Source organism: Aneurinibacillus thermoaerophilus, assembly GCF_019603355.1.
Classification (GTDB): Bacteria; Bacillota; Bacilli; order Aneurinibacillales; family Aneurinibacillaceae; genus Aneurinibacillus; species Aneurinibacillus thermoaerophilus.
The window spans coordinates 1,028,983-1,054,450 of the sequence record NZ_CP080764.1 but is presented as its reverse complement, the minus strand read 5'-3'; the positions used below and the strand labels follow the sequence as shown (position 1 = coordinate 1,054,450).

The following is a 25,468-nucleotide window of genomic DNA, read 5'->3' as shown; positions in this document are numbered from 1 at the left end:
TTGAGGTATGTACATTGTTTAATTGAGACCTCCATGATTATAACTCCTGGCCTGCAAAGAATCAACAAAAAACGAATGTTTTTTTTTAAACATATATTTTCGTTCGTTATTTAGCATACGAATATTCGGAATTTACCGTTCCCGCAACAAATAAATCGACCCAACCTTCCATAAGCTCTTCTTCTGTAATCGTGGCAGAGTTCTGCTTCCCTTCCCCGTATAAAATTAAAGCGTATACACGGGCAAACAAAATACTGTATAACCCCGAAGCAACCGCGTGACTGTTAACATCCCGACGAATTTGTCCAGCGAGTTTATAATATTCGAAAAAGGAAGTTAGCGCTTCGATAATATTTTTTGTAAATAAAAACGTATAGTTCCTGCATTCTTTCATTTTTTCCGCTTCGCTCAGCAACAGTTTAATCAACGGCAATTCTTTTTTAAATACCGTAATAAATGTCCTGATAATCAAACGAATATCGCGCTCAAAGTCATCACTTATCCCCTGAACGATATACTCACTAATTTCGGTAAACAAACTGTGGCGTCGAAACATTTCATTAAACAATTTTTCTTTGCTTTCAAAGTGACGGTATACTGTTAAATCATTTACGCCAGCCAAACGGGCAATTTCGCGAATCGTTGAAGCTTGGAACCCTTTTTGTGAAAAGACTTCCACTGCGGACTGCAAGATTTTCTCTCTTGTTCTTTTTACACGTGGGGAGTATTTCTTTTCCATACTATATTCTCCTTTTTTCCTATTTGTTCCAAATAGGGTGTTGCAAAACTCCACTGATTGCACTTCATGAAAAGCCCGGTATTTTCAAGGTTCTCGCAATTACATTTAGCCTTTACTATTCAACGATGGTAAGCATTGCAACACCCTCATTCATATAGTCATTCCTAAAATAATTAGGCAAAAAACCCTACAATACCAGTATCCACCATTTTCTTCATCGAAACAAGTTACAATTTAAAAAAAGGAGAAAAACGTTTGTCCCCCCCTTTATTGTTATGTATCGAAAGACAATATAAATCCTCTTTACACTTTACATCTACAAGCATTTTTTACATATTAAGGAGAATCAATAAACGTTGCCGGTCTGTCTCTCCCTGCGTAGCACGCGCCTCGCGAGTGTTTTCTCGTTTACTTATAAAGAGAAGGTATGCATCGCTTTATAGTAATAAAGCGATGCATACCTTCTCATACAACTTATACGACAAAAAAAGCCCTAATCCTTAGAAAAGAATCAGGGCTTGTCTATTCACGATGTATGCAGACACCAAACGAAAAATGGTCGGGAAGACAGGATTTGAACCTGCGACCTCCTCGTCCCGAACGAGGCGCTCTACCAAGCTGAGCCACTTCCCGGAACATACATTTCAAACCATCAAATGCACTCACCAAGAGTAAGTAATATGGTAGCGGCGGAGGGGATCGAACCCCCGACCTCACGGGTATGAACCGTACGCTCTAGCCAGCTGAGCTACGCCGCCCCAATAGCAATAATGTGAAATGGCGGAGAAGGCGGGATTCGAACCCGCGCACGGTGTGACCCGTCTACTCCCTTAGCAGGGGAGCCCCTTACAGCCTCTTGGGTACTTCTCCATATTGCATGGCGGACAGGGTGGGATTCGAACCCACGAGACGAGTTATCCCCGCCTACACGATTTCCAATCGTGCTCCTTCGACCAACTCGGACACCTGTCCATATTCATCAACAGCGACAAGCTTTATTTTATCATCAGTTTTTTATGAATGCAATAGTTTTTTAAAGGCTTATCACACGACCGCTTTGCATCTATTCTTCGTCTGCGCTCTTAGGCTTTTCTCCCACCAGCATGATGAGCAAAAGCGAAAAAGTGGCCTTAGTCTGTTTCCATCCTTTGATGTTTTACATGCGCCGCTTTGATCAAAGCGGCGCACAAATACAGTTTCTTCGCAAAAAGCGAATACAAAAGTCAGTCAACGCTCCTGATTCAGAAATTCCAATTACCCGCAATGTTTTTCAAACGCGCCCATTAAGTCAGCTGCGATCACTTCAAGAGGACGGTTTTCGATTTGATGGCGCTCCATCATATAAACAAGCTTTCCGTCTTTCATAAGGGCAAAAGAAGGAGAGGAAGGCGGATAACCGGTGAAATATTCTCTGGCTTTCGCAGTTGCCTCTTTGTCTTGGCCGGCGAAAACCGTGTAAAGGTAATCCGGCTTTTTCTCGCTGTGCTGTACAGAATAAATGGCAGCCGGGCGCGCAAGTCCTGCGGCGCATCCACACACAGAATTCACTACCACCAGAGCAGTGCCTTTCATATCTTCGAACTTCTCCTGTACCTCTTCCGGTGTCAGTAATTCTTCAAAACCTGCGGATGTTAATTCTGTGCGCATCGGCTGAATAACCGAACGCATATATTCGTCATACGACATCATAACATAAATCCCTCCGTTGTCATTTCTTATATTCTTCATCACTCTTAATATATTGCCAGCAACGAAAAATAATTTTCTTTCATTATAGCGATTTCTTTCTCAGGAGAAAAGTTCCGCAGCGCATTCCGCTATGCCTAGGTTGCCAGGTTGAGTGATTTTTCCTATTTCCAAAAAAGTTTATTAATGTATAATTTTATAGTGAAGATCGAAAGCAAGCTCACGGACTTGGAAAAGCTTCATTTTTCCTGAAACTTTCTATACATTGTTTCCGTCTATATAGTAAAATAGGCATTATGCCCAAGTTTATGCTTTATAGAGAGAAAGAAGGGAATTGTTGTGGAGAACGACCGGAGGAGAAAACGAAGAAACAGAATTTGGCTTGCCTTATTGTCATTCGGTGTCATTATACAACTCAACTTGATTTTCAATGACAGCTCACCTGTTAAATCGGCAACCGCGTTTTTAAACTCGATGTCCAGCAAAGCGCCAGCAGCACAAGAACAGGAGAAGACAGGGCAACAACCGGACAAGGAAAAAGACACATCCTCAAATCCGTCAGCCCCTCAAGAAACAAGGATACCCAAACAACAGCATCCAGCTAAGCCAGAAAAATCCCCAGCTAACGCGGCGACTTCCCCAGCAATGCCAGCTGTCGGAAAAATGATCGCCAAAATTTCGCAAAAGCGGCCCACCGTATATTTAACATTCGATGATGGCCCAGGAAAATATACGAAAGACATTGTCAACATTTTAGACGAACATCAGCTGAAAGGCGCATTTTTCTGGATTGGTGAGAACTTGAAATCCGACGAACATATAGCGTTAGCTAAGCAAATGATAGCTAATGGTCATATTATCGGTACACATACGATGCATCACCAACCGCTGCGTAAAAAGCCAAAAGATGAGCAAGTACAAATGATTCGCGAATCGACACAGTACATTTCTCAAAAAATAGGCGCCCCGATTTTTTATTTCCGCCCGCCGTATGGCGCGGTCGATCAAAACACGATGCTGGCATCAAAAGAAACAAATCAAATTTTAACCTATTGGAATGTGGATAGTCTGGATTGGAAATACGGAAAACGACCGGATTTAATTATGAACAACATCGCAAGCGAAGTGAAGCCAGGATCTATTATTCTCATGCATGAGAAAGAACAAACGGTTAAACTACTGCCGAAAATTATTGAGTTACTGAAAAATAAAGGATATCAAATAGCTCCGCTCCCGTCACCGTCACCGGAACCGGGCAAAAAAGCGGAATGACTGTTGCAGGCAAAAACGAGGCAAACCGGAGCAACAATCCGGGCCTCGTTTTTCTTACAAAACATCGCGCTGAATAAAGACAACGTACGCAATAATAAGGGAGCCAATGCTCCACACGGCAAGATTGACAACGGAAAAAGACAGGCTCAGGCCAGGAATCGGTGGAATCGTGCCAGCAAGATAATCGGTCAGCCGCAAATTGACCATAAAAAAATATTTGGCTGACTCCCACGCCGACGCCATATTGGTAAGAAGCGTGCCCGCAATGAGCGCCGACACCATAATCCCCATGCCGACCGCCGTACTGCGCACAAGCACCGACACCATGAATGAAATACAAGCCACCGCAAGACATGCATACCAAGCCAAACCATATTCCATAATCATGTAAAGCCATTGCGGCAACACATGCACACCCGATGTCTCAATCTCTTCCCCTTTGGTTTGAAACCCTGTCAATACAGGGTATGTCCAGCCTTTATAACCGAATACCCATCCTGAAATCGCGTAAGCAACAATCCCGGTAAGCACCACAATGACTGAAACAAACAACACAATGGTAATTAGCTTGCTGGTAAGAATTTTCCACCTTTTCACCGGCCTAGTAAGCAATACTTTAATTGTTCCGCCCGTATATTCCCCCGAAACAATATCGGAAGAGACGATAACAATTAAAAGCGGAATAAACAATGCAACGGCATTGCTCATAAAGTCGCGCGTAAACGTGACCCCGTTGGGCGATGTCGGGTTAATATCATGGTCGAGATAATATTGAAGCTGCTGTACGCGAATCCGCATCCATTTTTTCCATTCTTCTGGGATTCGCGTGCTGTTTAACCGGTTGGTCGTATCGTTAATGCTCTGACGCACCTGCACTTTCCAATCCGTTGTACCAAGTTGCTTTTGATTGTTCAGCGTAGCCCTAAGCTGCGCATATGTAAAAATCGGCACTAGCACAAGCAGAATCAGCACTACAACCCAAAGTCTCTTTTTTCGTAACATTTTAATCGATTCATTCATCACAAGACTGTACATGCTACTTTTCCCCTGTCATAGTGAGGAATAAGTCTTCCAGACTCAGCTTCTTCCATTCCACGCCATAAATATCTACTCCACCGGCAACAAGCCTGGCAATCACGCGCGGAATATGCTCAGGAGCGATTTCCGTTATCATTCCTTCATCCGCTCGGTCAAGCAATCGGACATGTGAAAATGCAGTGAGTATACGGCGCGCTTTCTCTTCCGGCTCGACATACCACACCATATGGCGCATATCCTGCTTAAGTAACTCATTTACTTCCCCAACCCGAATCATTTCGCCTTCATTGATAATCGCTACCCGATCACACATCAGCTGGATTTCACTTAACAAATGACTTGAGACAAAAACGCTCAAACCTTCGTTTGCCAGCTGACGAATAAAGTCCCTAAGCTCTTTTATTCCTTGTGGATCAAGGCCATTGGTAGGCTCATCCAAAATCAACAGCTTCGGATCGCCAAGCAAAGCCTGTGCAATGCCAAGACGCTGCCGCATACCAAGTGAGTAATCTTTTACTTTGTCATGGATGCGTTCATTCAAATTGACGCGCAGTACAACATCGTCAATCTTCTCCTTGGTAACACCCGGAATCATGCGAGCGAAATGCTCTAAGTTCTCCATTCCAGTTAAGTACGGATACAGCTCCGGATTTTCAACGATGGAACCGACATTAGCCAATGCCTTTGTAGGCTGCTTTTGAATATCGTAACCACATACCTTAATCCGGCCAGCGGTTGGCCGAATAAGTCCGACCATCATCCGAATTGTCGTTGTCTTTCCGGAGCCGTTAGGTCCAAGAAAGCCAAACACTTCACCTGCATGAACACAAAATGAAATCCCCTTAATAATACGTTTACCACGAATTACTTTTTCCACGTGTTCAAGTTCCAGCGTAATTTCCCGTTCCATCGTCTTTCCTCCTATTTCAAAACTTCCGCCATCCGTTCACCTATGCGACGATATCCAGCTTGGTTCGGATGGAAATGGTCGCTTGATAAATATTTCGTACCGCCTACACGGAACAAATCATCCGTAGGAACAAAAATCGTATTCGGGTATCGATATAACACGCGGGCCGTTTCCTCGTTCCAACGCCGTACAACGTCATAGCTTTTCTTCGCGTTTGGCAAATCGCCAAACGCATTATACAGACCCATATATAGCACTTTCGCTTTCGGATTTAGTGAAGTAATTATCTCCACAATTTTTTCATACCGCACTACAGCCCCTGGAATACGGGCACTGCTTGCTTCCGGGTTCACTTCTTCAGACTGCACGTTGAACAAATCGTTGCCACCGATAGACAACGTAATAATGTCCGCCTGCCTAATGGTACGCCGTATGTCTTCTTTATTCCGCAAGTCACTAAGCAGATCGTCCGTTCGGTATCCGTTCACCCCATGATTTAGTACATACACATTTCTACCGTTCGCCTCTGACAGCTTCACACGCAAATTTCCTACATAGCCAAGCCCCGCTTGATCTCCAGTGCCGCGTGTAAGCGAATCTCCCAGCGCAACAATTTTCACATTTCTTTCATACTGCGTCTCTGCCTTCTCTTCCGCGCCCTTATCCGTACTCCACGAAACCGCGGACGGATACAGAATATCCTTGACCCCTAAATAAAATCCAACGGTTAAAAACAGAGTAGAAAAAAGCGCAAAAACGACAAAAACCCGCCACAATGTTTTTGATGACATCCCCTGTACCTCCCTCGTCCGCTCCGTTCAAATTCTTTTTCATTATATACATAATAGAAAAAAATTAAAAAAGGCTGTTGACTTAATACCTTGTCAACAACCTGAAAGCATCATAGAAGATGTTCTTATTTGCTTCATCTTACATTATACAAATACTGGTTTATCCCACAATGTTAAAGGTGTTCCTACTCCTTTTTGTTTCGCATTTTCATAAATTCGCTTCGCCACAACTAAATCGTCAATCGCCATGCCGACGGAGTTAAAATAAATAAACTCTTGTGCATTTTCCCTGCCTTTCTTATGCCCTACAACAATTTCACCTAGCTCAGCATAAATGTTTTCGGTATGGAATTGTTTCTCTGCATGCATCAGCGCCAGCGTTTGTACCCCTCTATGTTTAATTTCTTCCCAATCATCTACAACGATTTTATCCGCTTTCTCAATGACAGAAAACTCCGCCTCATATCCTCCAACATGAGAGTAAAAGCAGCCTTCGCTGATCCATTCCGCCTTAATAACAGGCTCTTTTGCCGTCGTTGCCGTAACGACAACATCAGCGCCAACAACCGCTCTTTCTCCGCTGGAAACAGGGATAACCTCCACATTTAGCGTTTCGCTCACTTCTGCCGCAAACGATTCCGCACGCTCAAGTGACAAATCATATACCTTCACCTTGGACAATTGGGGTAACGCAGCTTTAAGCGCCATTAATTGTGTTCTATTTTGGGTGCCGGCCCCAATCATTCCCGCCACCTTCGAATCGCGCCGGGCAAGATATTTGGCGGCCGTTCCGGTTACGCCTCCCGTACGCATCGCGCTAATGACCGTACCATCCATAACGGCAAGAGGAAGCATCGTTTCCGGGTCATTTAATACAATCAAAGCCGATGCTCGCGGCAAACGGTATTCATGAGGGTTCTTCGGCGCGCTTCCAATCCACTTGATCCCGGCAATATCCACACCTCCTCCAACATAGCCAGGCATCGCATTAATCCTTCCCCGCGTTCCTTCACTTTCTGCATCTCCCCAGCGCAACACCACTTTAGAAGGTAAGATATAATCGTTTGCATGATGAAGTGTAAACACATACTCCAAATCTTTAATTACATCATCCATAACCAAAGCTCCGCACGCAACCACATCACTCTGAGACAAATAAAGAAACTCATATTTCGACATAAAGATTCCTGCTACTTAAAATACAAGAAATTTTCAGTTTATTTATCTTGCTATAAGCAACAGGTTGTTCACCTCTCCCTAGTATTTTATAATTTTAGTATATATTACCTTTGCTTCGATTTATTACAGACCACACTCTCTCAGCAACGAACCTTCATTCACGTCGTCCTTGTCCAAAAACCAAGCCTTCTGGCAAGAATGTATAACACGAACAATAGTATCAAAAAAACGACACCAACGTTTAGCGACCCGTAATTATGGGCCATCACAGGCAGAATTGAGGTAAGCAAACCACCCCCAATAATCGGGCTGATAAATGGCGCTCTTAGGGCATAACCTGTGCCCGCTTCGGTTTTCATCTCAGGATCAACCGTGCGCAACAACATCAAAGCAACCGCTGTCACACCAGTAAGCGATCCATAATTAACAATCGCGTGTTCAAACCAATCTTTACCGAACAATCGTGGTCCGGCCCAAAAGAAATACCAGACCATGACGAGTGTCATCACTACCATGAGAATGGACAGAGGAAACGCATATTCAATAACAACAGGGATCTTAATCGAAGCAATCGCCGCCATAATCAGAAACTCCAGAGCCAGCCCTTGAATTCGATGCAAACATCCGGTGTCTATTGCTTCCGCAAATTTCGTTTTAGAAATGACCAATTGCACCACTAAACCACCGACCATCGCCATCGGAAATAATGGCAGCCCCGGAACGAGCCCGCCGAGCAACTTCTGTAAAACCCAGCCGATCAAAATCGCGATTGAAATTAGCGACCCGTGGAAGGCTAACGATTCCACCACGTCTTTATTCATTGTCACCGCCGAGCCGGACGGTTGCTTTGCCCGCGGTAAAATATCTTCGCTTTGGTTTACGTTAAGCTCTTGAACATTTTTAATCACTGACGTGTACCCTTTACGGACACCATAATTAATGATCACCATACCGACGATAATCCCGACCAATAGCCCTACGGTTGCCGATGTTAAACCTAATGGTCCTCCATCAGACCAGTCCAGGCGATTATATACGTCAACCATACCTCCAGCCGTTCCATGTCCACCCGACCAGCCGATTTCTACAATAGACCCAAACATTTCATTAACATTCCATACCGGAATCAGTACAAGACCGGTTATAATAAAGGGTAAGGCTATCTGTATGCATTCACCCATATAACCGAATAAAAGATGTGGAACGATAAGTCTCCCCATTTTCTTTGGATTTGGAATGGATACGCCCATTAACATCGGAGCAAAAACGACTGTAATTAGTGCGCCGGGCAAAGCACCCCAGCTTTCCGTCATTTCGGCGGGTAAAACACCCAGACCATACTGCCCTAACAACAACCCTAATGTTCCCGCAATAAGAGAAGCCGAAATAAAAAACTTCTTAAAAAACTTCACTTTCACTCTTAACACTACGCCGATAAACAGCAATATTCCCAAGACGGCGCAGTAGAACAGTATGGTTTCCATACTACTCGATTGGATTTTTTCCGTGGGAAACATATAGCACCTCCTTATTTATGCTGTTTTTTTATAATGTGTCGTTTCGTTACTTTTATGTTTAAAAAAATAGGTCCAATCAACGCCCAAAACCGCTCCGATTCTTTTGGCTACAACAACGCTGGGGTTCCTCGTGCCATTCTCGATCATCGTGTAGTAAGCGCGTTGAATATTAGCTGCTTTCGCTACTTCTTCCTGCGTCATCTTTTTGCTGATCCGTTTTTCCCGGAGCCATATTCTCACCCGTTCCCCTCCTTTCTAAGTAACAATTCGACACATCATGACATTTATTATATGTGTCGAAACGCTACAAGTCAAGGGGGTTCGGTCGTGTAATGGAGCGATTTGTTACTGATATTTATTCGTAACATATTGTTACAGTAAAATAGGAATAAGTAAATAAAGATAAGGGAGAATCATGATGTTAGCGGAACGTTTACTTCATATGCGAAAAAGAAAAAAGAAGACCCAAGAGGAAATGGCTAAATTTCTGGGAATTACCAGACCTGCGTACACGGCATACGAAACGGGCAGAAGGCAGCCTGATTACGAAACGCTTAGCAAATTGGCCGATTACTTTGATACGACGACAGACTATTTACTCGGGCGTACCAATAATCCTTTATCATATAAAGCCGAACATTTTTCCGCTATCATCAATGACCCTGAAATTAATACATTTTTTAAGGACTATTTGAGCGCACCGAAAGAAAAACGCGAAGAATTACAACGTTTTTGGAAATTCATGAAGCAAGAAGAGGAAGAGGATAAGTAAGGGGATAAGAAAAAAAGAGAGGCTTCCCCTCTCTCAGAATGCGGAACTTCTTCAGCTCCTGTTTATGCAAGAATTTTATTTACTTTCTTCATCACTTCCGCCTTTAGTTGTTCCAGCCATTGACGGCTTTCTTGCATAGAGTTTCTTTTTACGCCAAAATAAAACTTGATTTTCGGTTCGGTTCCGGACGGGCGGAGGCAAAACCATGACCCGTCTTCTAATATATATTTCAAAACGTCAGATGAAGGAAGCGTCAGCCGCTCGCTCTGCTTTTCACGGGCAAATGTCCGCAAACCCGCCCTATAATCTTCAATGACAGTAACCTGTTGCCCTGCCAGCTCTACAGGAGGCTGTTGCCTGAACGCTTGCAGAATCGCCCTGATTTTTGCAAGTCCTTCCTTTCCTTTCAGCGTAATAGATGCTAGGTCTTCGAGATAATACCCATACGTTGCAAACAGCTCAAGCAAACCTTCATACATGGTCATCCCGCGCGATTTATAGTATGCGGCCACTTCCGCCGCTAGAAGGCACGCTTGTATCGCATCTTTGTCACGGACGAAGTCGCCTACTAAATATCCGTAACTTTCTTCATAGCCAAACACAAATGTATGGTCGCCCGATTCTTCAAACTCTTTGATTTTTTCTCCGATAAATTTGAACCCTGTCAGCGTATCAACGGTCTGAAGGCCAAACGAATCGGCAATGGCGCGCCCGATTTCCGACGTTACGATCGTTTTCAGTACGACTCCATTTTTCGGCAGAGAGCCGCTGTCACACTTTTGTTTGAGCAGATAATGCAAGAGAAGCGCTCCCGTCTGGTTGCCAGTGAGCACGACATATTCCCCTTGGGTATTTTTCACCGCAACGCCAACACGATCCGCGTCCGGATCTGTTCCGAGCAAAATATCGGCGTCTATCTGTTTTCCGTAGCGAATGGCGATTTCAAACGCGGCATGTTCCTCCGGATTCGGGGAAGCCACTGTGGAAAACTCCGAATCCGGCGCTTCCTGTTCTTTGACGACGGTGACATTCGTAAAGCCAAGTTCTCGAAGACCGCGGCGCACGAGCTTATTGGAAGTGCCATGCAACGGAGTAAATACAATGCTAAGCCTGTCTTTCATCCGTTTAATAAGTTCAGGATTTACGCTGAGCGCGCAAACGTTCCGTATGTATGCGTCATCAATTTCCGCGCCTATGATACGCAACAAGCCCGCCGCTCTCGCCGCCTGCTCATCAGCTGTCTCAACTGCCAGTTCGTCTTCAACTTCATTTACTTTGGCAATCACAGCATCCGCTGTCACAGGCGGCAACTGTCCACCGTCCGGGCCGTACACTTTATACCCATTATATTCCGGAGGATTGTGACTGGCTGTAATGACAATTCCGGCATACGCTCCAAGATGGCGCACCGCGAATGACAATACCGGCGTAGGACAGATATCATCGAACACGTATGTTTGAATGCCGTGCCTGGTCAATGTCAGCGCCGCTTCGAACGCGAATTCCCGCGATTTGCGGCGCACATCATACGCGATCACCACACCGCGCCGCTTCGCTTCTTCTCCCTTCTCTTCCATATAGCGCGCAAGCCCTTCTGACGCCTTGCGTACGGTATAAATATTCATTCGATTCGTACCCGGTCCGATTTCACCGCGCAAGCCCCCTGTTCCGAATTCAAGAGTGCGATAAAAGCAGTCCTCTAATTGCTTCCGGTCGTTTTGCATTTTGTTCAGCTCTTGTTTTATTTCTTCATCCAGCGCAGGATATGTTCTCCACTTGGTAACCTTTTGCTCCCAATTCATTTTTTCCTCTCCTCATTCGGTAAATTGCGGGTTGCTCCCGTTTCTCCCATTATACTCCACTTATTTCCTTTCATTGCGTAAGATAAGCTTATTCCATCCATGCCGCTATCTTTCTCGCTTCGTCATACGTTAACCTTTCTTTTTTTCTATTCTAGTAAAACGATACACATTTATGCGCAAACAGCTTCTATCATCACAAACCATACCGCCGCCCCGAAACGGAGCGGCGGTATAGTATTTACTATGTTACGGACGGCTTTCCCAGCAGGCGAAACATATTGCGCTTGTACGCTTCCACACCGGGTTGATCAAACGGATTAACCCCAAGCAAATGTCCGCTTATGCCGCACGCTTTTTCAAAGAAATATACCAATTGTCCGAAATAATAAGGTGTTGCTTCTGGAACAGCTACCTTCAGATTCGGAACCCCGCCTTCCGTGTGAGCTAACATCGCGCCTGCGCATGCTTTCGCGTTAATCTCGTCCAATGTGACACCAGCCAAATAATTCAATCCGTCCAGATCATTTTCCATCTCCGGAACGGCCACCCGCTCGCGCGTGCCTTCGATCCAAAGCGTCGTAGCGAATAAATCGCGCCGACCATCTTGCACATACTGGCCGAGAGAATGAAGGTCAGTGGAAAAATTCAAGCTGGCCGGAAACAGTCCTTTGCCGCCCTTTCCTTCACTTTCCCCGAACAACTGCTTCCACCACTCAGCCATATAAAGAAGAGACGGCTCGTACCCGACAAAAAGTTCAATCGTTTTCCCCTTATTATAAAGCAAGTTACGGAGCGCGGCGTACAGATAAGACGGGTTGGCGTAAATATCAGACTTGCTGCACAAAGATACTGCATCTGCGGCACCTTCCATTATCTGGTCAGTATCAAGTCCTGCCACCGCCATCGGCAAAAGACCCACCGGCGTCAGCACGGAATAACGTCCACCGATACTGTCGGGCACAACAAACGTTTCATACCCTTCCTCATCAGCCAATTGTTTCAGCGCTCCTCTTGCCTTGTCCGTCGTTGCAATGATCCGGTTTCGCGCCTCCTTCTTTCCGTATCGCTTCTCCAAAAAAGCGCGAAACAAGCGAAATGCGAGCGCCGGCTCCAACGTAGTGCCCGATTTTGAAATAACATTTACATATACTTCTTTATCCTGCAAAAGTCGCAACAATTGTGCTGTATATGAAGCGCTTAACTGATGGCCCGCAAAATAAATCTCCGGGCCGCCGCGCTGCGCTCTAGGCAGCTGATTATAGAACGCGGGCTTCAGCATTTCCAGCGCAGCGCGTGCCCCAAGATAAGAGCCGCCGACCCCGATTACCACAAAAGCATCCGCTTTTTCACGAATCTTCGCGCTTACCTGCTTCAATCTCCCGTATTCACCGCGGTCATACACGTGTGGCCACTCTACCCATCCTGTATACTCGCCACCGGGACCAGCGCCCGTATGTAACATCTCATGCGCCTTCCGTACCTGCGGAGCCATCTGTTCCAATTCGCGCTCCGTGAAAAACTGCTCCGCTTGTATATAATCGAATGTAACTCGCTTTTTCATTCAAGCTCTCCTTCCTTAAACAAAACACCATTATTTTACACGGAGAGCATCTCCTAGAGCAATAAAAATAGATTAAATGGAAAGTGATTTCCCGAGTTCGTACATATCTAGGTCAATGCTATGCTTCCCGCTAAATACGTCGGCAAAATCGACCACGGCAATCCGGTTGCGTTGAATTCCGACCATTTTTCCGGTCTGGCCCTCGCGCAGCAAATCAACAGCTTTGGCTCCCAGACGACTGCCGAGCATACGGTCGAAAGCGGTCGGTGAACCGCCGCGCTGCACATGACCAAGCACCGTAACCCTCGTTTCCAGCCCCGCTTCCTCCTTAATCATTTGAGCGATTTCCGCAGCCGGGCACACGCCTTCCGCTACAATAATAATACTATGCTTTTTCCCCCGCTTATTTCCTTCCAGCAAGCGATAAGTCACTTCTTTCATATCAAAATCAACTTCTGGTATTAAAATCGATTCCGCACCGCCGCTTAAGCCTGCCCAAAGCGCGATATCGCCGCAGTGCCGGCCCATAACTTCGACGACAAAAATACGCTCATGCGAAGTGGCTGTATCACGAATTTTATCAATCGCTTCAATGACAGTGTTCACAGCAGTATCGAAGCCGAGCGTTACCTCTGTCCCGGGAATATCATTGTCGATTGTCCCAGGAATCCCAATCGTTGGAAACCCTTTATCAGCCAAATTTTGTGCGCCACGAAATGAACCGTCGCCACCGATGACAACCAGCCCTTCGATTTCCTTCGCTTTAAGCTGCGCAATCGCTTCCTGCTGTCCCTCCTCCGTTTTAAATTTTTCGCTACGGCTGCTGTGAAGAATCGTACCGCCGCGCTGGATGATATCGCCGACGCTACCTACGTTCATCGGCTCGATCTGTCCCTCCATCAGTCCGGCGTAGCCATGATAAATACCGTACACTTCCATCCCGTATGAAATGCCGCGCCGCACAACGGCGCGGATGGCCGCGTTCATGCCGGGTGCATCTCCACCACTAGTTAAAACCGCTATTTTTTGCATCATCATCATCCTTTCTTTTTCCTACGCCAGATAAAGCTGAAAAATTTATCTTCGCCGGTTTTTCTAGGCCAACCACCTTAACATCATTGGTCAAAAGAGTTCCATAAAAAACAACATTGTTCATACACCACATATGACATACTATATTTCACGCTAAAAATCTACGCTTACTATACTCGTTTTCTTCTTAATACTATCAATAAAAGCGAAACTCGCCAACCACGCGTTCAGACGACAAATCAAAACAAAACAACCTTGACTTTCTGGCAATAGTTATGAGTATAATAAGTAAGTTTTTATGTTCACAAAATCATAGGATGTAAAATACATAAGGCTGTAGTTACACTTATATACTGCTGAACAATGCTGAAAACAAAGGATTATTATATAGGGAGTGTTTTGTCTGATGGCGATTAAGAATTATGAGCAAATTGAACAAAAAATTTGGGACATCGTTGAAGCAGAAATCATTCAGGGAACATTCATGCAAACGCTACTGGCCGGTCAATGGACACAGGCGCAAGTGCGCGAATTCGCATTGCAATATAGCTATTACAGCCGCAATTTCCCGCGCATTCTTGGCGCAGCGATAGCAGCGGTGAAACCTGAAGACGACTGGTGGGTACCGCTTGTCGACAACTTGTGGGATGAAGGAGGACGCGGCAATCCAAAAGCCTATCATTCCCGCCTCTATCACTCTTTTCTTATTACTGCAGCTCCTGATGTGCCGACCAATGAAAAATACGTGCCTGACTACCCGGTTGCTCCGGCGGCGAAAGAAGCGGTGGATACATTCATCTACTTTCTGCGCAATGCAACTCCGCTGGAAGCGATGGCGGCCATTGGGTTCGGTTCCGAACTGTTCGCCGGCAAAGTGATGAAACTTATCGGCAAAGGCCTGGAACACCCGAATTACAACAAAGAACATAAGCTGAACACAACATTCTGGACGGTACACGCCGATCACCACGAACCGCGTCATTATCAATTATGCAAGAACGTACTCAACCGTTATACCTCACCACAGGATTTAGAATTGATGTACCGCGCTGGCGCTTACATCACCCGCTCTGAAGCGCGCTTCTACGATGGACTCTATGAACGTATGAAAAGCGTATAACCCAACAGGAAGTGGCCTCTTCCTATTGCCGGAACAGGCCGCTTTTTATTATGATATTCTCGGCAAAATATTTAAACATAGAAAGAAAGAGGGAGAGAAAGGTGGAGATTTCAGCCGTTTTATCTTCTATCCTAATTATGGCGGCTATGATCCTTATCGGAGCTTTATTGGCAAACCGCATTCCCTTTACCACTGAACGCCGTCAACTATTGATTGCTATCATTATTAATGTGGCAATGCCATGTATCATTTTAAACGGTGTTTTTCAAACAAAGATAGACAGTTTTTTCCTTTCACTTGTCTTGCTAACTTTTCTCGGTTCCATTATCATTAACTGCCTAGGTGTGTTCCTCGGTTGGATGGCAGCACAGGCCATGCGTGTCCCACCCGACAAGGCGAAAGAAATGGCGCTTTTATCCGGACTCGGAAATACTGGATTCATTGGCATCCCTCTCTGTGCGGCGCTATTCGGACCAAAAGGCGCGCTTTTGGCCGCTATCTTTGATGCCGGACTCGATTTCACAATCTGGACGCTTGGTGTCATCATGCTGCAAAGGGAGAAAAAGTTGAATTTCCAAGCATTAAAAGCGCTCATCAATATTCCGATGTTGGCTATTTTTACAGGCATGCTTGTAGCATTCTTCCAATTTACACCGCCTTCCGGGGTCATGAAACTAACGGAGACGCTTGCTAGTCTCGCTTCTCCGCTCGCCATGATATATATTGGGATGCTTATTCCTTCTATGCTTAGAAAAAAAAGCTCGGTTACCCTTCATCATATCAGCATGCCGCTTGTGATGAAGCTCTGCATTTTTCCTGTAATCACCGCGCTTTTGCTCTATGTTCTTTCTTTGCCGAAGGAAGTGGCGCAGATTATTATCGTGCAATCTACAATGCCTTCGATTACATTGGCATCTATTTTGTTTGCACGTTATTCGCGCGATGAAGAATACGGAGCAGCCATGACCGTATTCTCCACATTGGCTTCCATTACTACTATTCCTTTTATGACAATGTTAGGGTTCTACCTTGTATTAAAGTAAGAACAACTCACCAATCCACCGACGCTGGTGCCTACTATGACGCTGGCGTCGTAGCAATTGCTTCCCCCTCAACAATTTACATACAAAACAACCCTTTTGACCTACATATAATGGATATTAAAAAAAACAGTTTTTAAGAAATATACAAATTTATTATACTTTTTCAGTATAAAAGTATGAGTTTACAACCTACTGTCATGGTATAATCTTCATTGATTTTAACTATTCTTCCGCTGACTTATTTAGAATTTTATATATCACGTGTAAAGGAGAAGAAAAATGAAAGGACGTCCGTTTGAATATTTATCCGGTAACGAAAAAAAAGCTTTAGGATTTTTAAAAGGGACAAAATCGCCTTCGTCTAAAGCGTCGCCTTCCGTTGACGTCTCACGCTACTACAAGGAACTGATGAATAGTACAGAAGCTTCCAAAGTCAAATTTGTAGGGCTTACTGTGGAAGATTTGCAGCGTCTTGTTTCAATTCGTCCTATTTTCAGTAAAAATGTAAAAGACATTGTACATGCTTTTTACGAGAAATTGTCACAAGTTCCAGACCTCATGACGATTATTAATCATCACAGTTCCATAGATAAGTTGCGCCAGACGTTGGAACGTTACCTGATGGATATGGTATCCGGCGAAATTGGCCAAGAGTATATCATACGCCGCAAAATTATTGGCAATGTGCACAACCGCATTAACCTCTTTCCAGAATGGTATATTGGTGCTTACACGCTTATACAGAACGAAGTGCTTGCTGTGCTTCTTAGAGAAATGCCCTCTGTAGAAGAAGCGTATGAAGCGTTTGTTTCCTTTCAGCGCCTTTGTTCGCTTGATATGCAAATCGCTATTGCCACCTATATCGATTCGTATACTGCTTCCATGATGCGCTTAAACGAAATCGAGCACATTCAACACCGCCTCAATGAATCATCGGAGATGCTTGTCGCCACCGCAGAACAAACCAGCGCTTCCATTTGCGAAAAAGAGGCGCATGTCACCCAAATGCTCGAAGGCACGCGCGACATTCAAGAAAGATCACAAAAAATGGTGAAAGATGTAGAAGAAGGAAAAGCAGAAATTTCGTCGGCGCTGAAAGAAATCGACCGCATCGCAACAATCATGGACGAAACGCGCGAGAAATCAAAAGAGTTAATCGAAAGCGCCAATAAAATTGGCGAAATCGTACAAGTTATTCACGCGATCTCTAATAAAACGAATGTACTTTCTCTTAACGCGAGCATCGAAGCAGCGCGCGCTGGCGAACACGGGCGCGGCTTTACTGTTGTTGCCAAAGAAGTGCGGAATCTGGCCATGCAGACGCAAGCAGCGCTTGAGCATATTCATGAACAAATTTCTATGGTGCAAAACAATGTAAATTCTTTTGAAGACTCGTTTGAACAAATTACAAAACAAACAAGCCGTTTCCGTGAGATGAACAACGCTATTATGGAGATTATGAATAATTCTTCCGTTCAAGTGCGCGCAAACAGCGAAAAAATCCAGAATGTAAGCCAATATATTCTCGATTTTCAGCAAACATTTAGCGAAGTTGCCACCGCTTCTGAACAGGTGGCGAAGATGGCGGAAGAATTGAGCTTGCTTAGCAATCAGTTAAATGGCAAATTCAACATTCAGGAATAGGACATTACGAAGGAACATAGGTGGAACACGGAATGAGTACCGTCACCCTTATCTAAAAAATTACCTCATAACAAAAAATAAAAATTAAGTAAACAATTCAAATTTTACAAAATTTAGAAAACATCTGGCCTCATTTTTGAAAGAAAGTAAATAATGAAAAAGAAAGATAAAGGGGACAAAATAATGATTGATTATAAGGTACAGGAAAATCAAGTGGTATTTATTTTTCAAGAGGATATCCATTTTGAAACTGTACGACAAATGGAAGAAAAAGTAAAAGAAGTAGAGCTTCCAGAATACCCGAATCAGCTTATTATCGATTTACGCCAAGTACGATGTATCGACAGTACGGGAATCGGCTTCTTAATCAGTTGGATTCATCCGCTGCTTTCTCATTATGAAGTAAAAATGATTAATAGTTCGCTTCCGGTAAAAAGAATTCTCCAAATTTGCAAGCTAGATACTCTGATTGAAATCGCATAACAGCATATCACCACAAAACAGGCGCGATACCCATCCGCCTGTTTTTTATTTCAAAAATAAAGTTTTCTTACCGGTTTCTTTCACATAAGCAATTCATCTGCGCTTGAATACAATATAGCATCCAAGATCCAATGTATCATTAAAATAACAAGAAAGGGTGAATGATATGCACAAAAAAAAGAAAAAACGCCGGGCGCTAAAAATGCTTAGTGTCTCCGGCGTCGGTCTGCTGTTTGACTCCATGGACGTCGGCATTCTAGCTTTTGTTCTTGCTGCGCTACAGGCAGAATGGGGCCTAGCACCAACTGAAATGGGATTTATTGGTACCATTAACTTTATTGGTATGGCGTTAGGAGCAGCCCTGGCCGGTTTGTGGGCCGACCGTTATGGACGCAAGCAGCTCTTTATTATTACACTATTAATTTACAGCATCGCAACCGGACTCAACGCGCTCGCCACTTCCCTTATCATCTTTATGGTATTTCGCTTTATCGTTGGCTTTGGCCTAGGAGGGGAATTACCCGTTGTTACAACGTACGTGCTAGAATCTGCCCCACAACGAAATCGCGCAAAATGGGTTGTCTGGCTACAAAGCTTCTGGGCAGGTGGAGCGCTTTTAGCTGCTGTTATCTCTTACTTTGTCATTCCGGAATACGGTTGGCGTATCGCCCTGTTCATAGGCGCTCTACCCGCGCTATATGCACTCTATTTACGCCGGGCGCTTCCGGAAACTCCCGCTTTTACAAGACAGACGAATCAACAAACAATTGGGCAAAAAATTAAGCTGCTTTGGTCCGCTTCCTACCGCCGCACAACATTCGTGCTCTGGCTTCTCTGGTTCGCTTCCGTGTTTTCCTACTACGGCATGCTGCTCTGGATGCCTTCTATCATGGTTATGAAAGGGTTTACTCTTATTAAAAGCTTTGAATATGTACTGCTCATGACATTGGTGCAAATTCCGGGTTACTTTACCGCCGCCTACTTTGTTGACAAGTGGAGCAAAAAAGCTACGCTCGTAACATTTATGGTGTTGGCCGCTCTCTCATCCCTTACGTTTGGTCTCTCTCCTAACGTATGGACACTGCTTATTTCCGGCGTTTGCCTGTCCTTCTTCAACCTCGGTGCCTGGGGAGCAACCTACGCATATACTGCTGAGCAGTACCCGACTTCCTTCCGTGCCACCGGTACTGGCTGGGCAGCCGGTTTCGGACGTATCGCCGGCATTATCGCTCCGTATCTAGTCGGATTGCTAATCAGTATAGGCATCGGATTCCCGTACATTTTCACCATGTTCTTTACCATGACAATGCTCGCTGTACTCGTCGTGCTGTTCTTCGGTAAAGAATCGGGAGAAGAAGCGTAAGTCACAAGCCTTTTCTGTCCGATCGGATAAGAAAAAATTCCGGAGCATAAGCATCCGGAATTTTTCCAATTATTGTGCTGTATAACCACCGTCAATAACAATAGCCTGGCCGGTGACACTGGCGGCTTTGTCGCTTGCGATAAACAGCGCATAGTCCGCAATTTCCTTAACAGACAATAGCTTGCGCTGAGGCACAAGTGGGTAAATCACTTCTTCCAATACTTTTTCTAGCGGTACATTGCGCGTTCTTGCCAAGTCGATCAACTGATCGCGCACAAGTGGCGTATCCACGTACCCAGGGCAAATCGCGTTAACAGTAATACCATACGCCGCGCCTTCCAGCGCCGCCACTTTTGTCAACCCGATAACACCGTGCTTTGCGCTGTTATACGCCGCTTTACCAGCAAAGCCAACGAGACCGTTAACGGAAGCCATATTAATAATCCGACCGTATCTTTGCTTTTTCATAATTGGAAATGCGTGTTTAATCGCCATAAATGGCGCTACCAGCATGACTTTTACCAGCCATTCGAATTTTTCGGTTGGAAATTCCTCAATCGGGGAAACATATTGCAATCCTGCGTTATTAATTAATACATCGAGACATCCAAATTTCACTACCGTTTCGTCAAGCGCAGCTTTCAATTGTTCCTCTTCCACCACGTTGCATCCCATACCGATGGCCGTATACCCTTGCGCTTCCAGTTCGGAAGCAGCAGCTATAGCCGCTTCAGCATTTATATCGCTAATCGCTACTTTTGCTCCTTCTTTGGCAAACTCTTTCGCAATTTCCAGACCGATGCCACTTGCGGCTCCCGTAATAAATACCGCTTTATCCCTCACCAATTTTGTCATAAAAGCAAAATCTCCTTACTATCATTCAACTATGCCTGACTTGCTAATTTTGGAGAAATTATTAATTCCGGTTCCGTACAATCCTGAATATCCTGTACCGTATATCCCGGAACAACTTCTACCAATTCCAGCCCTTTTTCAGTTACATCGATGACTGCCCGATCCGTAATGATACGGTTTACCACGCCTTTTCCGGTCAGCGGCAGCGTGCACTCATTCAGGATTTTCGGCTGTCCGTATTTGTTAACGTGTTCCATAATGACGATAATGCGCTTCGCGCCGTGCACAAGATCCATCGCGCCGCCCATGCCTTTGACCATTTTGCCTGGAATCATCCAATTGGCAAGATCGCCATTTTTCGATACTTCCATGCCGCCAAGAATCGCTAAATCAATATGACCGCCGCGAATCATTCCGAACGATTCTGCACTGCTAAAAATGCTCGCGCCTGGAATCATTGTAATCGTTTCTTTACCGGCGTTAATTACTTCCGGATCTACTTCGTCCTCCGTTGGATATGGCCCAATGCCGAGAAGACCGTTCTCCGATTGTAACACTACGCGTTTTTCTTTCGGAATGTAGTTAGCCACCAGCGTCGGAATGCCTATTCCCAAATTCACGTAAAAACCGTCCTCAATCTCCTGCGCCGCTCGCATCGCAATTTGCTCTCTGGTTAATGCCATTGTATTCCCCTCCTCATTATGATCCGCATGACTGTCCCTAGCCATTATGCCCGCACTGTTCTGCGCTCGATTCGTTTCTCATAATTTGTACATTGAATGATGCGCTGTACATACACGCTCGGCGTATGAATGTGATCCGGATCGAGTTCGCCCGGCTCTACAAGTTCTTCTACTTCAGCAATTGTAATCTTACCAGCCGCCGCCATCATCGGGTTAAAATTGCGCGCAGTTTTGTTATAAATCAAGTTGCCCATCGTATCCCCCTTCTGCGCTTTCACGAGGGCAAAATCAGCTGTCAACGCCGTTTCCAGCAAATATTCTTTGCCGTTAAATACGCGCACTTCACGTCCTTCCGCCAGCGGCGTACCTACGCCGGCAGGCGTATAGAATGCCGGGATACCTGCGCCACCCGCACGAATGCGTTCTGCCAATGTCCCTTGGGGCACCAATTCCACTTCTAGTTCACCGGAAAGGAACTGACGTTCAAACTCTTTGTTCTCTCCTACATAAGAAGAAATCATTTTTTTGATTTGTTTATTGTGTAACAGCACGCCCAGACCCCAATCGTCTACGCCGCAGTTGTTCGAAATAATTGTTAGATCCTTTACGCCAAGGTCGCGCAATCCGAGAATCAACTTCTCTGGAATTCCTACTAGGCCGAAGCCACCCACCATAATCGTCGCCCCGTCTTGAATTCCGCTTAAGGCTTCCTCAATGGATGTGTAGACACTCACTCGACTCACTCCTCATCGAAATTAGTAATCATTGCTCTGAGAATAGAATTGAAATCGCTTGCAATGAAGCGAAATTTTAAACAATACCAAACATATAATAAAGTGCGATAATAAAGAATACAGCGACTGTCTTGATAACAGTCATCACGAAAATATCAATATAGGATTGCTTATGTGTCAGCCCGGTAACCGCAAGCAGCGTAATTACAGCACCGTTATGCGGCAACGTATCCATGCCGCCAGACGCCATGGAAGCTACGCGATGCAACACTTCCGGGTCGATGCCCATCTTCTGCGCCTGTTCCAAATAGGTCTCCCCCATAGCTGCCAGCGCGATGCTCATCCCGCCCGATGCGGAGCCGGTGATACCAGCGAGCGTCGTTGTTGTTACAGCTTCGTTGACCAGCGGATTTGTAAACGTATTCGCCATTGCCTCATTCACAGCCTTAAATCCGGGAAGCAGCGAAATAATGCCGCCAAATCCGTACTCGGAAGCCGTGTTAAGCGTCGCCAGCATCGCGCCACCGATCGATGCGTTAATTCCCGCGTTGAAATTTTCTTTGATCCGGTTGAATGAAAAAACCAATACCGTCAAGATGCCGAGCACAAGCGCGCCCTCAACAGCCCAAATGGCTGTCTCCTTAGAAATATCAACCGGATCCACTTTCGGAATATTGATGGCAGCAAAGTCAAACGTCTTTCCGTAGAACTGTGGAATCATATTTGTGAAAATTTTGTTAAATACGCCGACAACAACAAGCGGCAAGATAGCAATAAGTGGATGCGGCAGTTTCTCATCCGCAACCAGCTCAGGCTCATTTTTGTGACCTGTACCATACCCTTCTCCTGCTGCCTTTGCCTTTCTTCTCCTATATTCTAAGTAAATCATACCAAGAATGAAAACAAAAAGTCCACCTATAAAACCAAGCCAAGGAGCAGCCCACGTATCTGTTTTGAAAAATGTCGTCGGAATAATATTCTGAATTTGTGGCGTTCCCGGAAAAGCATCCATTGTGAACGTAAACGCCCCAAGTGCAATAGTTCCTGGAATCAGGCGTTTCGGAATATCAGCTGCTCGAAACAATTCCGCTGCAAATGGATATACAGCAAACGCCACAACGAATAAGGAAACGCCCCCATACGTAAGAATCGCGCCAACCAATACAATAGCCAGCATCGCCCGACTCGGACCGATCATTTTGATAACCGCGCCCGTAATCGATTTCGCGAAGCCGGACATTTCAATGACTTTACCAAAGATCGCTCCCAACAAGAATACAGGAAAATAGTTTTTAATGAAGCTGACCATTTTGTCCATGAATACACCTGAAAAAAATGGGAGCACATACCCTGGATCAGTCAGAAGCACCGCAAACAGTGCGGCAATGGGCGCAAACAAAATGACGCTAAAGCCACGATAAGCGACAAACATCAGGAAAAACAGCGCCAATAAAATAACTACAATTTCCATCCAGCTTCCTCCCTTTATCTATACCATGTATTGAACCGCTTTCAATTCTTTTCTTGCTCTACTTTCTACCTACGTACCATACCCGCTCCTCTCTTTTTTTCTTAATAATCTTACTGATTTAGGGAGCAAATATCGTGCCAAACACTCTGGTTACTTTTGATGGTCGTTATGCATAACAAATAGAGCTTGAAAAGTCTTCATTTTTTCTTATTTATGTAAAAAACAAAATCATTTGTAAATAAAAACCCTTTCATCTTTTCCAAAATTATAGACGAAAATTCCAAGAAAATAGAAAAAGGTATCAAACAATTATTGATACCTTTCTTCGTTTAAACCGTACCGGGCCAGCTTGACATATAAACCGGACTTGCTAATACCAAGCTGCCGCGCTGCAGCAATCTTATCTCCTTTTGTTCGACGAATCGTTTCGCGAATGACCTCCGCTTCCGCTTTCTCCACCGCTTGCTTTAATGTTACCATTTTCTTTTCTGTCTGGGGGCTGGTTGCCAGCAGCGGCGGCAAATCCTGCAACGCAATCATTTCCCCGTTTTTTACGTATAAAGCACGCTCCAGCACATTGCGAAGTTCACGAATGTTACCTGGCCACGAGTAAGCAAGCAAGGCACGCATCGCCTCATCTTCTACACCTTTGGCACGGATACCTGTCTCTTTCTCCAACTGCTGCAAAAACGATTCAATTAACAGCGGAATATCCTCGCTTCGTTCACGCAACGGCGGAATTTCAAGCATTACAACATTCAAGCGATAATACAAATCATGGCGGAATTTTCCCTGCTCCACAAGAGTGAGTAAATCTTTGTTGGTAGCAGCAATAATACGCACATCAACTGATTCTGGCTTATCCGCGCCGATCGGTTCAATTTCTTTTTCCTGAAGTACCCGCAACAATTTCGCCTGCATCATTAAAGGCATTTCGCTAATTTCATCAAGAAAAATCGTACCGCCTTTCGCGAGGGCGAATTTCCCTTTCTTTCCGGATTTTTTCGCCCCTGTAAAGGAACCTCCTTTGTAACCGAACAGTTCCGACTCAAGCAACGTATCCGGAATGGCGGCGCAGTTCACTTTAATAAGCGGCCCCGCGCTGCGGTAGCTTTCCCGGTGAATAGCATGGGCGAACAATTCCTTGCCTGTACCGCTCTCCCCTTTAAGCAAAATAGTTGTATCACTTTTGGCTACACGGCGCCCTAGTATTTTTACTTTTTCCAGTTCTTCACTTGTGCCAAGAATCGTATCAAACGAGTATTTCGCCTGCAACCGCTTGTCCAGCTCGTCTTTGTAATAATTCAACTCTTTGCGCAGATTTTCTACTTTAGTGGTAAGCGCAAATAAATCATCAACTTCCTGGAACATCACCGTTCCAACAACGGCTGCCACTTTTCCCTGGTTAAACACCGGAATGCGGCTGGCAATCATCTCGCGCCCATTAATTTTTTGAATTTGGGCAATTTCCGGCTTTCCAGTCTGACCCACGATGTGCATCCGCGTATTTTCAATGACTTCAGTCACATGCTTACCAATCATATCGCTAAGCTTCCAGCCCAGAAAATTCGCGTAAATTTCGTTGGCCATTAAGATATATCCGTTCGGGTCGACAATTAACACACCTTCGTAGGCATGATCAATAATCGTCTGCAACATGTCTTTTTCTTCTTTTACCTTTTGCGCTTTTCCGGCCAGCTCAACCAACAAACGGTGCACCCATCCGTTTCGCCGGATTATCATGCCGTTTCCTCCTATTCTGCCGTAGCTCTT

General features: G+C 44.9%; 23 protein-coding genes and 4 tRNA genes. 7 read left to right on the top strand and 20 right to left on the bottom strand.

Translation table 11 applies throughout. The features are described 5' to 3' along the window. Nucleotides 1-106 precede the first annotated feature (106 nt). The 6 genes from K3F53_RS05685 to K3F53_RS05660 form a co-directional block, all read right to left on the bottom strand. Nucleotides 107-739 (bottom strand): TetR/AcrR family transcriptional regulator, encoded by a 633-nt coding sequence (locus K3F53_RS05685; protein WP_057899457.1) that lies wholly within the window; start codon nucleotides 737-739, stop codon nucleotides 107-109. A 556-nt stretch (nucleotides 740-1,295) separates the two neighbouring features. Continuing rightward, a tRNA-Pro gene (locus K3F53_RS05680) sits at nucleotides 1,296-1,372 on the bottom strand. A gap of 48 nt (nucleotides 1,373-1,420) precedes the next feature. After that, a tRNA-Met gene (locus tag K3F53_RS05675) sits at nucleotides 1,421-1,497 on the bottom strand. A gap of 20 nt (nucleotides 1,498-1,517) precedes the next feature. Further along, nucleotides 1,518-1,609: transfer RNA gene (locus tag K3F53_RS05670), tRNA-Ser, on the bottom strand. An 8-nt stretch (nucleotides 1,610-1,617) separates the two neighbouring features. Further along, a tRNA-Ser gene (locus K3F53_RS05665) sits at nucleotides 1,618-1,711 on the bottom strand. 282 nt (nucleotides 1,712-1,993) lie between these two features. Beyond that, complete coding sequence (locus K3F53_RS05660) at nucleotides 1,994-2,428, bottom strand: BrxA/BrxB family bacilliredoxin (protein ID WP_057899458.1); 435 nt, start codon at nucleotides 2,426-2,428, stop codon at nucleotides 1,994-1,996. 336 nt (nucleotides 2,429-2,764) lie between these two features. Between K3F53_RS05660 and K3F53_RS05655 the strand changes: the two genes are divergently transcribed. Beyond that, a complete protein-coding gene (locus K3F53_RS05655) occupies nucleotides 2,765-3,697 on the top strand; it encodes a polysaccharide deacetylase family protein (protein WP_139184905.1) in 933 nt (310 codons plus the stop codon). Nucleotides 3,698-3,751: 54 nt separating this feature from the next. On the opposite strand, the gene K3F53_RS05650 is transcribed toward K3F53_RS05655, so the two are convergent. The 6 genes from K3F53_RS05650 to K3F53_RS05625 all read right to left on the bottom strand — a co-directional run bounded on the left by K3F53_RS05650 (nucleotide 3,752) and on the right by K3F53_RS05625 (nucleotide 9,372). Continuing rightward, the gene (locus K3F53_RS05650) at nucleotides 3,752-4,732 is read right to left on the bottom strand and encodes an ABC transporter permease (RefSeq protein ID WP_057899460.1); all 981 of its coding nucleotides are present in this window, start codon (nucleotides 4,730-4,732) and stop codon (nucleotides 3,752-3,754) included. 1 nt (nucleotide 4,733) lies between these two features. Continuing rightward, complete coding sequence (locus tag K3F53_RS05645) at nucleotides 4,734-5,645, bottom strand: ABC transporter ATP-binding protein (RefSeq protein ID WP_057899461.1); 912 nt, start codon at nucleotides 5,643-5,645, stop codon at nucleotides 4,734-4,736. Nucleotides 5,646-5,656: 11 nt separating this feature from the next. Next, on the bottom strand, nucleotides 5,657-6,436 hold the full coding sequence (locus K3F53_RS05640) for a GDSL-type esterase/lipase family protein (RefSeq protein WP_057899462.1): 780 nt from the start codon (nucleotides 6,434-6,436) through the stop codon (nucleotides 5,657-5,659). Between the two features lie 144 nt (nucleotides 6,437-6,580). After that, entirely contained in the window at nucleotides 6,581-7,615 is a 1,035-nt protein-coding gene (locus K3F53_RS05635) for an ornithine cyclodeaminase (protein ID WP_057899463.1), read from the bottom strand. A 158-nt stretch (nucleotides 7,616-7,773) separates the two neighbouring features. After that, entirely contained in the window at nucleotides 7,774-9,132 is a 1,359-nt protein-coding gene (locus K3F53_RS05630; RefSeq protein ID WP_057899464.1) for a sodium/glutamate symporter, read from the bottom strand. A 15-nt stretch (nucleotides 9,133-9,147) separates the two neighbouring features. Next, entirely contained in the window at nucleotides 9,148-9,372 is a 225-nt protein-coding gene (locus K3F53_RS05625; RefSeq protein ID WP_057899465.1) for a helix-turn-helix domain-containing protein, read from the bottom strand. A gap of 175 nt (nucleotides 9,373-9,547) precedes the next feature. On the opposite strand from K3F53_RS05625, the gene K3F53_RS05620 reads away from it, so the two are divergent. Next, nucleotides 9,548-9,904 carry a helix-turn-helix domain-containing protein gene (locus K3F53_RS05620; RefSeq protein WP_327860313.1) on the top strand — a complete coding sequence of 119 codons (357 nt, stop codon included), beginning with the start codon at nucleotides 9,548-9,550 and terminating at the stop codon, nucleotides 9,902-9,904. Between the two features lie 62 nt (nucleotides 9,905-9,966). Here the strand turns inward: K3F53_RS05620 and K3F53_RS05615 are convergent, their stop codons facing one another. The 3 genes from K3F53_RS05615 to pfkA all read right to left on the bottom strand — a co-directional run bounded on the left by K3F53_RS05615 (nucleotide 9,967) and on the right by pfkA (nucleotide 14,299). Then, the gene (locus K3F53_RS05615; RefSeq protein WP_057899467.1) at nucleotides 9,967-11,706 is read right to left on the bottom strand and encodes a phospho-sugar mutase; all 1,740 of its coding nucleotides are present in this window, start codon (nucleotides 11,704-11,706) and stop codon (nucleotides 9,967-9,969) included. 241 nt (nucleotides 11,707-11,947) lie between these two features. Next, on the bottom strand, nucleotides 11,948-13,267 hold the full coding sequence (locus K3F53_RS05610) for a glucose-6-phosphate isomerase (RefSeq protein WP_057899468.1): 1,320 nt from the start codon (nucleotides 13,265-13,267) through the stop codon (nucleotides 11,948-11,950). Between the two features lie 72 nt (nucleotides 13,268-13,339). Continuing rightward, nucleotides 13,340-14,299, bottom strand: a complete 960-nt coding sequence (gene pfkA, locus K3F53_RS05605; RefSeq protein ID WP_057900383.1) for a 6-phosphofructokinase — start codon at nucleotides 14,297-14,299, stop codon at nucleotides 13,340-13,342. Between the two features lie 406 nt (nucleotides 14,300-14,705). Here pfkA and K3F53_RS05600 point away from each other — a divergent pair, with 406 nt between their 5' ends. The 5 genes from K3F53_RS05600 (at nucleotide 14,706) to K3F53_RS05580 (ending at nucleotide 19,952) form a co-directional block, all read left to right on the top strand. Next, complete coding sequence (locus K3F53_RS05600) at nucleotides 14,706-15,419, top strand: iron-containing redox enzyme family protein (RefSeq protein ID WP_057899469.1); 714 nt, start codon at nucleotides 14,706-14,708, stop codon at nucleotides 15,417-15,419. Nucleotides 15,420-15,520: 101 nt separating this feature from the next. After that, entirely contained in the window at nucleotides 15,521-16,462 is a 942-nt protein-coding gene (locus tag K3F53_RS05595; RefSeq protein WP_057899470.1) for an AEC family transporter, read from the top strand. A gap of 279 nt (nucleotides 16,463-16,741) precedes the next feature. Further along, the gene (locus tag K3F53_RS05590; protein ID WP_057899471.1) at nucleotides 16,742-18,106 is read left to right on the top strand and encodes a globin-coupled sensor protein; all 1,365 of its coding nucleotides are present in this window, start codon (nucleotides 16,742-16,744) and stop codon (nucleotides 18,104-18,106) included. Nucleotides 18,107-18,289: 183 nt separating this feature from the next. Next, entirely contained in the window at nucleotides 18,290-18,589 is a 300-nt protein-coding gene (locus K3F53_RS05585) for an STAS domain-containing protein (protein ID WP_162265039.1), read from the top strand. Between the two features lie 166 nt (nucleotides 18,590-18,755). Next, complete coding sequence (locus K3F53_RS05580) at nucleotides 18,756-19,952, top strand: MFS transporter (protein WP_057899473.1); 1,197 nt, start codon at nucleotides 18,756-18,758, stop codon at nucleotides 19,950-19,952. 69 nt (nucleotides 19,953-20,021) lie between these two features. On the opposite strand, the gene K3F53_RS05575 is transcribed toward K3F53_RS05580, so the two are convergent. The 5 genes from K3F53_RS05575 to K3F53_RS05555 form a co-directional block, all read right to left on the bottom strand. Beyond that, entirely contained in the window at nucleotides 20,022-20,798 is a 777-nt protein-coding gene (locus K3F53_RS05575) for a 3-hydroxybutyrate dehydrogenase (protein ID WP_057900384.1), read from the bottom strand. 38 nt (nucleotides 20,799-20,836) lie between these two features. Beyond that, the gene (locus K3F53_RS05570; RefSeq protein ID WP_057899474.1) at nucleotides 20,837-21,490 is read right to left on the bottom strand and encodes a CoA transferase subunit B; all 654 of its coding nucleotides are present in this window, start codon (nucleotides 21,488-21,490) and stop codon (nucleotides 20,837-20,839) included. 44 nt (nucleotides 21,491-21,534) lie between these two features. Further along, nucleotides 21,535-22,224 (bottom strand): CoA transferase subunit A, encoded by a 690-nt coding sequence (locus tag K3F53_RS05565; protein WP_057899475.1) that lies wholly within the window; start codon nucleotides 22,222-22,224, stop codon nucleotides 21,535-21,537. 76 nt (nucleotides 22,225-22,300) lie between these two features. Next, on the bottom strand, nucleotides 22,301-23,695 hold the full coding sequence (locus K3F53_RS05560; protein ID WP_057899476.1) for a GntP family permease: 1,395 nt from the start codon (nucleotides 23,693-23,695) through the stop codon (nucleotides 22,301-22,303). A gap of 309 nt (nucleotides 23,696-24,004) precedes the next feature. Next, a complete protein-coding gene (locus K3F53_RS05555) occupies nucleotides 24,005-25,438 on the bottom strand; it encodes a sigma-54 interaction domain-containing protein (RefSeq protein ID WP_082706062.1) in 1,434 nt (477 codons plus the stop codon). Nucleotides 25,439-25,468 lie beyond the last annotated feature (30 nt).